Raw genomic sequence first — 12,412 nt, 5'->3', positions numbered from 1 at the left:
TTAAAAAATAAAACATTTATCTTGTGTGGGTTTTGGGTTTTTTACTTGGCTTTTTATCTTGTTGTGAAGTGTTATTTTGAGTGTGTGATTCTTGGGGGGAGATTTTTGTAGATTCAAGGCTTTGGAATTCTTTGTAAGCCCTTATGCCTTGCTGTCTTTTGATTTCTTGTGATATTTCTCTATTGTTTTCTAAGTTTTTTGCTATAAGCTCGGTAAGAGTTTGGTATTGTTTATGAAGAAGTTGAGATTTCTCTTCACTTCTTAAGAGTTGATTAGCTTCTGCTGTTGTGAATCCATCCGCTTCTTGATAGATTGCCTTATACTCCTCACTTCTTCTTCCAATGCTTCCGCCATATCGGCTAATCGCTCCGCTTCGTCTGCCAGCTGCTCTTCCCTGTCTGCCAGCTGCTGTGAATATTTCACTACTGCTTCCATTATGTGTGGAGGAATCTCTGCTTCTAGGAATGCTAATAGTTTTGGGTTGTTGCGTGCTAGGAGTATGGCTTGTCTCAAGTCTTCCAAGCCCTCTTCCGTTGGCATTGAAATGTGTGCGTTCTTGTGTGGCTGTTGTGTTTGTATTTGCATATTCATTAGCTTGCTCCTGCTCTGAAATTTCAAGTAATATCTTAGCAAAATCATTGCCATCTTTGGCTGAATTTTGTTTATATTGTTGATTTTGTGGATTGTTAGAATCTTTTTGTGGAGAATCTTGATTACTATCTTTTTTAAATCCAAATGCGGCTTTAATGCGATTTATCATTGTTATTTCCTTTTTTAGCTTTTATGTGTTTCTTGCGTGAAGTATGGGTTTTTTTATGAGATAGTGTCTTATCTCTAAAAAATGAGTAGCACATACCAATAGATAGAAAAAATGGCAAAAGTGTTGCTATAAAAACAAGGGTATAGCTGATATAGAGATAGAAATTATTCATTTTGACTTGTTTGGAGTAATGCTGGATTCTCGTGGATATTGCCTACGACTTCAAAAACAAAATCTCTAATTTTTTCTAGTGGATAGGCAATTCCTTGAGTAGTAATATCATAGGCATCAAATACAAAAGGTTCTAATTCTGTAAGTTTTATTATGAAAGGTTGTGAGATTAGAAACTTTATATCTCTTTTTCTATGTTTATCATCTAGGTAAAGTGGAAAAAATTCTGCTTCTTTGTTCTCTTGTATCAAAACAATATCCCCCTCGTATATCTTTTTGCCATTTTTATCTCTTATACCACTCCATAATTCTAACTCGTAACTATCATCATCGTCTCCACTATTCCAACCAAAACCACACTCCTTATCTTCTCCAGCAGAAAATAGAGCCACTTTATCAAAATTGTGTCCAAAAAAAGAGCTTTTATGTGCTTTCACAAGTCCCATAGCTTGAAATGGGCTATTTTCTAAATAATTTTCATTGAGATAACATTGCTCTCTATTATCCCAAATCCTAAAATCAAAATTTGCTAACTTCATTTTATCTCCTTTATCTTAGATTGATTTTGTTTTACCTGCTCTTTTTTTACTTCCTCTTGCATTTGTGTTGCAAAGTCTTTAGCATATTGCAAAAACTCTTTATTTTGCTTATGGGATTCTTGTTGTTTTAAGGGAGTGGATTGCCCTATATTGTTACTCTGCTTTATCATTCTCAATCCTTTGTATTCTTTCTCTTATAAGCTCATCTGTGATTTGAAGTTTGTAGCCATTTTCTCGCAGGGTATATGTTTCCTTTTGAATATTGATAAAAGTTTCTTTGGGGATATAAGAATCTTTTTTCAATGGAGCTTGTAAGACTGCATTTATATCTTTATCTTCAATCTTATAGACATATTCCTTGCGTTGCTTTTCTAAGAGGGCTTGCATTTCTTTTTGTAAATCCTCTTGTGATTTATCTTTTAATGCTTCTTGCTCTTGCAGGGCTTTTTCATACTCATAGAGGGCTTGTTCCTCTTGGGCTTGTTTTATAGCTTCTTGTTCTTGTTCTGTGATTTGTGGTTCTTGTTCCTTTTGGGTTTGTTGTTGTGGCTCTTGTGTGTTTTGTATTGCTTGTGGATTTGGTAGAGTAGGTTGAGATTCTATTGCCCTCTCTTTCATATCAATGATTTGAGTTTGTTTGTTTTCTTTTTCAATAGGTTTTCCATTTGTGGGGTCAAACTTCCAATTTAGCTTTCTTAAAGAATCTTTTTCCTTGAAGTAATAAGCAGCTTTAATTTTAATGGGCTTTGCCTTATGCCCTGATACAAGGATAATGATTTCATCATTTGGGATATTTAAAATATCTTGAGCGGTAATAAGCTCTGTTCCCTCTAATGAATAGCTACTTGTGCCTCCAAATGCGATAGCTCCATCTTTGGTGCTATGGCTTCTTGCTTCTCTTGTGTATTTGCCTATTTGTTTTGAGACATTTTCCGCAGAATCTGCATCATTCATTTTAAAAAGGATTTGAAAGGCAATGGTATCAGTCATTGTTTTTAAATCATCTTCGCCGTAGTATTTTTTAATCAATCCATAGGATTGTGTGATATAGAGCGGCACAATGCCATAGCTTCTACAAAGAGCTGGCATTTCTAACAAAAATGGCATTTTCCCAAAGCGTATAAACTCATCAAGCACGAGATAAATTCTCTCGTCTAATTTTTTACTCTCTTTTGTCATTAGATTTTTGGCAATAGATTCTAAAAGCACACGGATAAGCGATTTAAGCGTATCAATATCAGTTTGTGCAATTTTAATGTAGAGTGTAATGTTCTTGCTTCTTAAGTCATCATATTCAAAGCTCATAGCATTTGTAGCATCTCTTACTTGATAACTTGCAAACACGCTCATTACACGATTAAATGTAGATTTGATACTTGAAAACTCTTCATCAGCGGCATTTGCCCACGCTCTTGCATAGTTTCTTACAACTTCATCAAGTGTTTCAATGCCTTTTTCTTTATTGGCTTGAATCTGCTCAAAGCTTTCATCTTCCCAATTTAAAGGATTCTTAACATCTGCATATTTTTGGTCAGCACATTGCGAGTAAAAAAGCTTTTCAGGATTTGCATCAAGGTTTAACTCTCTTTTTTGAGTTTTTTCATTAAAATCCCAAAGCTTTGAATAATAAGGAGACTTTTCTTCTATGAGAGGTTTATAGTCTTTAACAGGGGCTGTGGCAATATCAAAAAAATTACTTTCATTTTTGGTGCAGAGATCATAAAGGGCATAGAATATAAAAAGCTCCCTTGCTTTTGCAATCCAATGCGGATCGCTGCCTTGTTCTTCTACGAATATTGTATTGGCAATCTCATCTACAAGGCGTTTTTTAGCATTAAAATCTAGTTTTTTTACGATTTTATTATCAAAAGGATTAAATTTAAGGTTATTATCCTTGCCTAGTGGGTTAAAGATGTATATTTCATTATTAAACGCCTTTTGTCTATAACCAGCTGTGAGATCGCAAAGCTCTCCTTTAATATCAAGCACCACACAACTTGTAGGTAAATTCAATAGATTGGGTATTGCCACAGCTGCTGATTTACCAGCTCCGGGTGGTGCTACAATAAGTGCTGATAGAGGGGCATCATAATAGACTTTTCTTTGCTTCCATAAGTCTTTATAAATACCTAATAGAAAACCGCCCCTGCTAAAGTTTGTATCAAGCATAGGTGTGGTTGTTACAAATCCAAAATCCAAAAATCTCCTAAAAGCTTTCCAATATTTTTGTGGCGTGAAATTTAAGGGATTGAGTAAGCCAAAAAAGTCTTTTATAAGCTTATTTAAATGAAAATCGCTTTTTTCTATGTCGTGCTGATTAGCCCATCTTGCTTTGCCGTGAGAATCAAGGCTCTTTTTGGGTTTAAGAAACATAAAAATAAAGATAGGTGGGAAGAATGATACTCCAATGGCGAGATAAACATCAAACTTCATACTGCGTTGTCCAATATTATCAATAATGAGTTCTGCAAAGTCTATAAGCTCCCAAAAATCATTAATGGCATAGAAAATATGCAAACAATATAAGAATGTAGCAGGAACACTGATAACTGCTAATAGAAAATATAAGGGATAAAATCTTTTACTCATTAGAAACTGCATTGTCTTCTCCTTTTTGTTCTATGGGTTGCTCTTTAGGATAGAGTGGTTGAGCATTCTTTTTTGCCCTCTCCATTGTCTTAAGAAAAGTTTTTAGAAGTTCTTTAAGGCTTATTACCTCTTCTTTGGTATCTATGAGATTCTGTTTGGTATCAAGTAAAAACTCTTTGTTATCTGCTAGAGCTTTGAGTTCGTTAGGGTCATTAAGATTTGCGAGATTTAAGCGATAAGCAATTTGATTAAGATTGCTAAATGTGGCATTAATATCAAGATAGAGTTTTTTATTGAAGTTAATAAGCTGCGTGATTTGATCTAGATATTTGTTTTGTTCATCAAAGCTTTGTGCTATACTCTCTGGATTCTCATCGGCTTTGATGAGCAAATGCTCTATATATCGTGTTGTGTTAATTTGTTTTTTCTGTTTTTCTAATGCTTTATACGCATCTTTACTGATAAGTATATTTAGTCTTTTTCCTGTAATATATTTTGATTTGAATGTAGATTCTCTCATTATGTTTCCTTATTTGCTATTTTTTAGAATATTTGCTAAATCTTTTTTGACATCAAGCACATTATGGACTTCTCTTCCTTGCTCCGTTCTCTTAATTTGAATCACATAATCAATAGCAGCAATAAAATATTCTACTATCGCTTCATTTGTTGCCTCTGCTCCGCTAAACTTAGCATTCATCGTAATAGCGTGGATAGCATCTTCTACACTATTGGCGTGAAGTGTGCTGATTGAGCCGCTATGCCCTGTGTTATTAAGCCTTAAAAATAGCATTGTGTTTCTTGTATCAATCTCTCCTAGTAGCAATCTATCAGGCGACATACGCACACAATCATTTAATGCTTTTTCATAAGTGTAGTTTGTGGCTTCGTTTTTTGAAACAACGATTTGCACTTTATTGAGATTATGAATGTGTAGTTCAGGAGAATCTTCTACCGTGATTATCCTATCTTCAAGTGGAATCTCATCAAGCAAAGAGTTTGCAAAACTTGTTTTACCTGTTGCTGTTCCTCCGCTTATGAGTATGTTTTTTCTATCTCGTATGAAACCTTTTAGGTCATCATAGGTATAAGGGCATTGTGGATTAATCTTAAAATTCTCAAGTGGGAATTTTTTATCACTTGGGATTCTTATATTAATACTTATGCAATTATTGGCTGTAATGCTTGGGTGCAAAGCATTGACACGATACCTAGAATTTGGGATAGAGCAAGATAAATGCGGCACATCAATATTGAAAAATAAGTTTCTAGCAGTGGCAAGTTGCTCGCAGAAGTTAAGCAAGAAACGCTCATCAAACTCTTCATCTACAATTTTTTCCCACACGCCATTTTTGGCAATCCAAAGCTCTTTTTCCTGATTAAAGGCAATTTCATTGATGTCCATTGATAAATATTTATCAAGCTTTCCCAAAAGGGTTTCAAGTATTTTTGAACGCATAATTATCCTTAGAGTTGTATTTGCTCATTAAGCTTTTTAATGCGTGCATACTTTTTCTCAACCTTGTCCTGTAAAGCCTTTAGCTCTTTGACTTCCTTTTCTATCACAATCATTGTGCTAAACTTGCTTTTTTTCACATTAATATCCTCCATAAGAGCATTAATCTCATTTGTGGATACACGACTATTTGCTATGTTGTTTAACTCTTCCATTTGTTACTCCTTTGTTTAGATTTTTGCCTATTGAAACCGAGTCTGTGATGTGATTCTTATGTCATTTGTCCTCCTTATGTTAGGGTAGTTTGTAGTGGATTTGGTGGTTGTAGCAAGAGCAGCTTTCATATCGGTTGTCTATATCACTGCAGCTTGCCCCTTTTTGATAATTATTGGTAATCCAATCATTAAATTCTTTGCTAAGTTTGATTTGATTATCCTCATAGAATCCCTCGTTAAGCTCATAATAATTTAGGAATGTTTCATCAAGCCCAATCGTATTTTCCCCCATAACTACTTCTCTAAATGTCTTTTTAAAGGTTTCTCCGCTTGGATCTTGGTTTTTTTTGTATTCACTACCATCAGGTCGCAAATACACTTTGTATGAAGTTACATCTTTTAAAACATAGGTAGTTGTCCATTTGCTAGTCTTTCTATCCGTAATATTGCAATCCCAATTTGATGAACACCATTTACAAGCTTTATTATTTACACTTTGCATATGCACTCTTGTAATATCAAAATCTTTCTTTGTCCTGCTTAATTCTTTCTCTTTGTAAGTAGAGCTTAAATCTTGATATTTCATTATGTATTCACTCTTTTTGCCCCCTTGCACTGAAAAATCACAGCTTGTAACAGGCACTTCTTTATAATCTACTTGGTCATAAAATGTAATTTCTGTCCTTTTCTTACCTTGTAAAAGCACATCATCCATTTCCCAATCGCCACAAGCTTTTTCTACATAGTCAAACTCCGCATCAGTTTTTACGCCTTTTGTAATGTAGTGTTGCTCTTTTGTGTATGGATCTATATAGTATTGATTGACTATTCTTCTTGCTTTTTTGGTTTTGTCATTTTTTTCATAATCCACTAGCTCTTCTTTGATATTGCCATAGGCGATACAATCTGTTGCCTCGTGGATTAGTCCATCAATGCCACGAAAGAGAATCTGCGTTACAAAAAAGCTTCCCTTTCCGCCTCCATAATCTTTATCTGTGGTTTCTAGCTCACATCGTGTGTCATCTTTGTAGAGATCCACTCTGTATTCATCTCCAACTAAATCCACGCAATCGCCCACAGTCTGCACCTTGTTTTCATTATCTACATAGTAGAATTGTGTTTGTTTAATGGCTTTACTATTTACAAAATCAAAGCGATACTCGCATTTTGTATCATCTCGCACTGCCATTTTCTCTACACAATTCCCATCTTTATCAACGATTGATAATTTGATTTGATTTTCTAAAAATTCAGGCACTTTACAATATTGAGCACTCCACTTTGAATCAGTTTGTGTGCCATCATCGCCTGTTGTAGTTGAGCTAATAGGAAGATATGGAATCTGTCCGGAGGGAGTTTGCCCTCCCACAGATATATTTCCTACACTTGAGCCTTGAGAGCCTTGAGGGCTTGAGCTTTGTTGAGATTGTTGAGCTTTTTTAGCTGCTTGATTATTGCTTTCCCCTTTAGCATCATTTTGCAATATTGTTGCAAACTCTTTAAGCTCATTAGGATTTTCCCCTTTTAATGTAATAAGAGAGCCTTTTGGCAGCTTTGCATTTTCACTTTTTAATTGCCTCACTATGCTGGGAGGTTGTTTAAGGGTAAAAAGTCTGCCATTTTGGCTTAATCTATCAATGCTAAAGACGACTTTCTTGTTATTGACACGATATGTGCCAATGCCTTGCATTTTTTGATTATCGTATGTAATATTGGCAGTCAATGTGCCACTTGCATTCCTAAAGCTTATTTCATCTTCAAGGGTAATGTCTATCTTAGCATACGCTAAACTTAGGGCTGACACTAAAACTAGAAGTAGTTTTTTCATTAATATCTCCTTTTATCTAATGGAATCTTCATAAGGATCTTCCTCTGAAGTTGGTTTTTCTACCTCTTTAACTTCATTGAAGAATCTTGCGAGAGTTTCATTGTTTTTTGGTATGGGGATAAAAATATCCTGACTTGGAGCAATAAAGATTCGTGATCCCTCTCTAATTGTGATAATGGGCTGAATCTTAATTTGCTCTTGGATTATGCGTTGAATGATTGAAGAAACATCTTGTCGCATACCTGATAGGATTTGACTTTGCATATATGCGTTTGCAATGTCTGTATTGCTTGTTTTGTTGTCTGGATTCTGATTCATAGCATTAACCGCTAAAAGAAGTCCATTTGATAGGGTAGAAAGGCTAAGTGGTATGCCATAGCGTTCAAAATTGCGGCTATGCACTTCTCCTACCAAGCCATTATAACCTTTCACATCAGCACTTTTGGCATCTGTTAGCATAATGTTAATGCCTTGAGGCGTGATAATGCGTGTCCAAATAACTTGCAAACGATATTCTCCTATCTTATTATTGTTTTGATAAAAGCCAATAACTCTTGAGCCTTTAGGGATAAGCACAGCTCTCCCCATTGCTCCATAGATATTGGTTTCAACTTGTGCTACCACATTGCCGCCTATTTGTGAGGATATGGGTCGCACTAAAAAGGCAGGAATCATTCTATCTGCTGTAATTGTTCTTAATAATTTATGCTCATTTGATCCCTCATCTTTGGCATCTAGATTTGTAAAACTATCTACCCCGTATTCTTTATTTTGTTGTGGCTCTTCAGGCTGCGGCATTTCAAAGCGTGAGGCAAGTAAATTATTAATTTTTTGTTGTTTTGGAGAGGCTTTTTTGCTATCAAACTTTTGATTTTCAACTGCTACGGCATCGCCTATAAGGTTTCCGTCCTCATCATAGAATAAATAAGGATTTTTTTGATTATTTGCTCCATTTTCATTTGTTGCATTCTCTTGTGAATTTTTATCTTTATCTTTCCCAAATGGGTCTCTTTTTCCCCTGCCTATGACATTGCCATCTTTGTCTTGTGTTATAAAATTGCCATTTTCATCTTCTATAATCTTGTTACCATTCTTATCGGTGGTAATTCTTTTGCCATCATCTACAATAACCTTATTTCCATCCTTATCATAGAAAACTAGATTGCCTTGCTCATCTCGTTTGACTTCCACGCCACTTTGGGAATATATCTTCTCTTCAGGTTTAAGATATTTTCTATTGCCATTCTCATCTAAGGTATAGGGTCTGCCTTGCTCATCAAGGTAGATTCTATTTCCGTCTTTATCATAAAGTATGGGGTTACCATTCTCATCAAGCTCTATATTGTTGCCTTGTGCATCTTTTAAATCCTGCATTAGTCTTTTTTTCTTTTCTAATTCTTGTTGCATTGCTAATAATTGTTGTTGCTTGGCTAACTCCTCTTGCATTGCTTTCATATCCGCATCTATTTGCGTGTAATTTTTTTTATTTTCTAATTCCTCCTTTTCTTTTTTAAGTTGCTCTATTTCTTTAGCCTTAGAATCTTGAAACAAATAATCTTCAAGCGGAAATTTGGTTTCAATCTCATCAATATCTTCATCATTCTCACTTAGAGCCGCCAAAACAATAAACAGCCCCACAAAAACGATGATAAAAATAATAAAAAACTTATTTTTTAAAAGCCCCATAAGATTCATTTATTGTTTTGCCCTTTGTTGTTTCTCTTCTCTTTCTTTTGCCTTTTTTAACAGCTCTAATTCCCTTAAACGCTTACTATTATTGTAGATTTGCTCATTGATTTCTGCTTCGTTTGCCCCTGCATTTGTGCCTTTGGCTTTGTTATTTTGAATTTGAGAGCTAGAATCTTGAGATTCCGCACTCTTTTTTTGTTGTTTTGCCTTTTGTTGCTCCTGCTTTTGTTTCTTTGCATTCTTTTGGAGCTGTTGTTTTTGGAGTTGAAGTATTTTTTGTTTTTCCTCTTCATTATGTTGTTTTGGTATGGTTCTTACATCTTCATCAGGGAATTTTTCCTTTACGATAAGTGGCTTATCTACTTTTCTAATGCAAATGTATTCATCTCCCATTTTTAAAGTCCATTTTTCGCTTAGATCTTCAGCAATGATGTAGTTGCCTACGATTTTGACATTTACAGGATTATCATATCCATCCACGACTTTAAAGAGAACAGGGAATTTAGACATTGCATCCTCTCTATCAAATTTGAAGTAGGTATAATCATTGTCGTTGAATATATCTATTGGCATCATTCTTACTGACATTGGGCTTTCTTCTTTGAGTAGCCATAATGTCTTCCAGCTTCGTGTGGCTTTTGGCACTTGGACATAGCCCCTTTTTATTTTGGCTTTTTCTATTTGAATCTTATTTACCCTATCGCCTATGCTGATAAATTCGCCATCATCCTCTTCTAGGGCTTCGTATTCAATGCGTTTATATATGTTTTTATTTTTGTTTTTAGCCTTTTTGTTGTGTTCATCTTCTTCAAGATTTGTCATAGCAATTTTGCTGATACTTCTATCTTTGCTTACAAACACCGTGAATGCTGGGTCTCTTCTATTGGTAAAATGGGTTGAAAAGATATAAAAAGTATAAATTGTGCCGCTTTCGCCAATGACTGTGAGATTTGTATCTATGCCTATCATTTTTGGGCGGATAGTAATAATATTACTTAAATCCCATTTGTCTTTGCCAAGCTCTTTAAGCTCAAAGCCTTGTGGGTCGCCAAAAATGACTTGTGCGATTTTGTCATTATCAAACACAATAGTGGTTGTCATTGCGTATCTTGTGCGTATTTTATGCGTGTCGCCATCTCTATGGATAATATTTACCGTATTATCCTGTGGTTTGCGTTTAGGATTCCAAAAATGCTTTTGCACTGAATCTAAAAACATCATTTTGTTGTTTTCACTACTTGAATCTTCACGATTTTGAAAATCTTCATCGGCAAATACCGAGCCATCTTCATCTACAAAAGTATTTTTTTGTGGCTCACTGAATGGAGATGGTTCAGCAAAAGTGGAGACTGCAAAAATGCAAACTAAAAGATAGCGGTAAATATTTCTCATTTTTATTCCTTTGATTGATTTGTATTCTCTTGTGATTTGTTGGTATTTTCTTGTTCGTTGTTGTTTTGTGTGTCTTGTTGTGTTGTATCTACATTATCATTTTGAGATTGTGTAGCCTTATTGTCATCTTGGGTTGCAGGTTCTAATTTATGTGTTTGACTAGGAGAAGAAGTATCTTCTTGGTCTTGTGTGCTTGTGCCAAACTTCTTTTGTGTTTTGTCATTAATAGAGCCTACAAGCCTTTTAACCTTATCCATTTGCGTTGCTGCAAATGTTTTAAAGGCTTCTTTTGTCTCTTGATTTTCCTTATAATCATTGTAAGCTGCCTTGAATGAAAACTTATTTTTCTTTAACACGCTAAAGAGTGGCTTATATGTAAAAAAGCCTACTCCAATTATTGTGCCAACTAACATACTACCGATCATTGTTACTCCTTATGAAAATGGATTTGGGGTTGGTTTAGCCCCATTATTTTGGTTTTGTGGGGTTTGAGATTGTGATTCTTGTATTTGACTTTGCTGTTCCTCCTTATTGTCTTGATTTTGTTTTTGCTTTTCTTTCATCTCTTGAATCTCTTTAAGCAAAATCTGCCTTTTTTCCCTTTCTGTAAGCTTTGAATACTCTTCATTGCTTATAGGATTAGCATTGCTTTGTGTGGGTAGATTCTGCGGCTGTGGTTTTGGATCATTATTTTGTCTTTGAGAGCTGTCGTTGTATTGGTATTGCCTTAAAAAATCGTTGCTATCGCTTTTATCTGCTTTTTTAATCTTTGATTTTTGCGTTTTAGGATCTACTTTGTTTTCTTCTTCAAGCTCTTTAATGGTTGCAATTTCTGTTACCGCATATTCTTGCACTTCAAAGCCTGTTGGGTTTTTTGGTAAGCTATCAAAATCAATATCAATAGTGTTGAATTTATACATTATTGTGATTTTGTAGCGTTTTTGACTTTGAATAATGCCCTGTGAAAGCAGGGTAATGGCTACTTCGGCATTGGCATAGCCATTTTTCCATTTGGCAATATTTACAATCTTTACTTCTCTTGTGAGATGACTATTGCCATAGACTGAATTTTCTTGTGCTACGATATTTTCAAACACTTTCCACACTTTGCCTGTGCTTTGCATTCTAATCACTTCATAGCGTTCTTCATCATCAAAGTGATTTATGGTTTCACGATTGATGATGTAAGAGCCAAGCAAGTTTCGTATAAGGGCTTCATTGGCTGTAATGGTTTCATTAGCTTTTTCAATATGCACAAAGTTTTGGGTGGCGTTTGAAAATCCCACGAGATAAGGCTCTTTTTCTTTTAAGGGAAAAAGAGTGATAATGAGTATAAGCTCAATCACAACAATGGCAATAAGCAATTTATTGAGATTAATAACAAAATCATAAGTCTTTTTTTCAGCAGCAAAAACGCTATTGGCATCTTGAATCGTGTCAAATATTGTCTCAAGCTTAATATGATGAGGCGTGTTCATCTTTTTAAGCTTACTTTTGAGACTTTCAAGATACTTAGGCATTGGTTTTTGCTCTTGTGTCTTTTGAAAGGTGTTTTCTATATCAATATAGCTTTCTTGAGACTTTTCTTGTGATTCTTGGGTTTTAATCTCTTCACTCATTACATTTATCCATTAATTTTTGTTTGTGGTAAGTCAAGACAAGCACAAGGGCTTTTTTTCATTTCGTATCTTTTAGAATCTCGCATAGCCGCACATCCAAAATGTGCAAAAATAACGCAGCTTAAACAGAGAGTTGTGAGTATATGTTTCATTT

13 protein-coding genes are annotated in these 12,412 nt (G+C 34.9%); all 13 read right to left on the bottom strand.

The features are described from left to right. Nucleotides 1-16: 16 nt before the first annotated feature. Nucleotides 17-760: a hypothetical protein gene (locus LS74_RS00235; protein ID WP_052086516.1), complete on the bottom strand. Its 744-nt coding sequence runs from the start codon at nt 758-760 to the stop codon at nt 17-19. 164 nt (nt 761-924) lie between these two features. After that, nucleotides 925-1,470: a YopX family protein gene (locus LS74_RS00230; RefSeq protein WP_138128639.1), complete on the bottom strand. Its 546-nt coding sequence runs from the start codon at nt 1,468-1,470 to the stop codon at nt 925-927. After that, complete coding sequence (locus tag LS74_RS10840; RefSeq protein ID WP_167480453.1) at nt 1,467-1,640, bottom strand: hypothetical protein; 174 nt, start codon at nt 1,638-1,640, stop codon at nt 1,467-1,469. The genes LS74_RS00230 and LS74_RS10840 overlap by 4 nt, the downstream gene beginning before the upstream one ends. Beyond that, a complete protein-coding gene (locus LS74_RS00225; RefSeq protein ID WP_236096727.1) occupies nt 1,624-4,071 on the bottom strand; it encodes a type IV secretory system conjugative DNA transfer family protein in 2,448 nt (815 codons plus the stop codon). Before LS74_RS00225 ends, LS74_RS10840 begins: the two co-directional genes overlap by 17 nt. Continuing rightward, nucleotides 4,052-4,579, bottom strand: a complete 528-nt coding sequence (locus LS74_RS00220; RefSeq protein ID WP_034589797.1) for a hypothetical protein — start codon at nt 4,577-4,579, stop codon at nt 4,052-4,054. The genes LS74_RS00225 and LS74_RS00220 overlap by 20 nt, the downstream gene beginning before the upstream one ends. 9 nt (nt 4,580-4,588) lie before the next feature. Next, nucleotides 4,589-5,518 (bottom strand): ATPase, T2SS/T4P/T4SS family, encoded by a 930-nt coding sequence (locus LS74_RS00215; protein ID WP_201274691.1) that lies wholly within the window; start codon nt 5,516-5,518, stop codon nt 4,589-4,591. 8 nt (nt 5,519-5,526) lie between these two features. Next, the gene (locus LS74_RS00210; RefSeq protein ID WP_034589269.1) at nt 5,527-5,730 is read right to left on the bottom strand and encodes a hypothetical protein; all 204 of its coding nucleotides are present in this window, start codon (nt 5,728-5,730) and stop codon (nt 5,527-5,529) included. A gap of 79 nt (nt 5,731-5,809) precedes the next feature. Then, entirely contained in the window at nt 5,810-7,558 is a 1,749-nt protein-coding gene (locus LS74_RS00205; RefSeq protein ID WP_236096726.1) for a hypothetical protein, read from the bottom strand. 12 nt (nt 7,559-7,570) lie between these two features. Then, nucleotides 7,571-8,932 carry a DNA type IV secretion system protein ComB10 gene (locus LS74_RS00200; protein WP_407920954.1) on the bottom strand — a complete coding sequence of 454 codons (1,362 nt, stop codon included), beginning with the start codon at nt 8,930-8,932 and terminating at the stop codon, nt 7,571-7,573. A 321-nt stretch (nt 8,933-9,253) separates the two neighbouring features. Next, nucleotides 9,254-10,639, bottom strand: coding sequence for a TrbG/VirB9 family P-type conjugative transfer protein (locus LS74_RS00195; protein WP_034587086.1), 1,386 nt, complete (start codon nt 10,637-10,639; stop codon nt 9,254-9,256). A gap of 2 nt (nt 10,640-10,641) precedes the next feature. Further along, the gene (locus LS74_RS00190; protein WP_034587084.1) at nt 10,642-11,064 is read right to left on the bottom strand and encodes a hypothetical protein; all 423 of its coding nucleotides are present in this window, start codon (nt 11,062-11,064) and stop codon (nt 10,642-10,644) included. A 9-nt stretch (nt 11,065-11,073) separates the two neighbouring features. Beyond that, nucleotides 11,074-12,258, bottom strand: coding sequence for a VirB8/TrbF family protein (locus tag LS74_RS00185; RefSeq protein ID WP_034587082.1), 1,185 nt, complete (start codon nt 12,256-12,258; stop codon nt 11,074-11,076). A 5-nt stretch (nt 12,259-12,263) separates the two neighbouring features. Then, complete coding sequence (locus LS74_RS10835) at nt 12,264-12,410, bottom strand: hypothetical protein (protein ID WP_167480452.1); 147 nt, start codon at nt 12,408-12,410, stop codon at nt 12,264-12,266. Nucleotides 12,411-12,412 lie beyond the last annotated feature (2 nt).

It is taken from the genome of Helicobacter magdeburgensis, assembly GCF_000765825.2.
Lineage (GTDB): Bacteria > Campylobacterota > Campylobacteria > Campylobacterales > Helicobacteraceae > Helicobacter_C > Helicobacter_C magdeburgensis.
This window is presented reverse-complemented; position numbering and strand designations above follow the sequence as displayed.

Coding starts and splice junctions, on each gene's coding strand:
- LS74_RS00235 (WP_052086516.1), bottom strand. CDS start 760: ATGATAAATCGCATTAAAGCCGCATTTGGATTTAAAAAAGATAGTAAT.
- LS74_RS00230 (WP_138128639.1), bottom strand. CDS start 1,470: ATGAAGTTAGCAAATTTTGATTTTAGGATTTGGGATAATAGAGAGCAA.
- LS74_RS10840 (WP_167480453.1), bottom strand. CDS start 1,640: ATGATAAAGCAGAGTAACAATATAGGGCAATCCACTCCCTTAAAACAA.
- LS74_RS00225 (WP_236096727.1), bottom strand. CDS start 4,071: ATGCAGTTTCTAATGAGTAAAAGATTTTATCCCTTATATTTTCTATTA.
- LS74_RS00220 (WP_034589797.1), bottom strand. CDS start 4,579: ATGAGAGAATCTACATTCAAATCAAAATATATTACAGGAAAAAGACTA.
- LS74_RS00215 (WP_201274691.1), bottom strand. CDS start 5,518: ATGCGTTCAAAAATACTTGAAACCCTTTTGGGAAAGCTTGATAAATAT.
- LS74_RS00210 (WP_034589269.1), bottom strand. CDS start 5,730: ATGGAAGAGTTAAACAACATAGCAAATAGTCGTGTATCCACAAATGAG.
- LS74_RS00205 (WP_236096726.1), bottom strand. CDS start 7,558: ATGAAAAAACTACTTCTAGTTTTAGTGTCAGCCCTAAGTTTAGCGTAT.
- LS74_RS00200 (WP_407920954.1), bottom strand. CDS start 8,932: ATGCAGGATTTAAAAGATGCACAAGGCAACAATATAGAGCTTGATGAG.
- LS74_RS00195 (WP_034587086.1), bottom strand. CDS start 10,639: ATGAGAAATATTTACCGCTATCTTTTAGTTTGCATTTTTGCAGTCTCC.
- LS74_RS00190 (WP_034587084.1), bottom strand. CDS start 11,064: ATGATCGGTAGTATGTTAGTTGGCACAATAATTGGAGTAGGCTTTTTT.
- LS74_RS00185 (WP_034587082.1), bottom strand. CDS start 12,258: ATGAGTGAAGAGATTAAAACCCAAGAATCACAAGAAAAGTCTCAAGAA.
- LS74_RS10835 (WP_167480452.1), bottom strand. CDS start 12,410: ATGAAACATATACTCACAACTCTCTGTTTAAGCTGCGTTATTTTTGCA.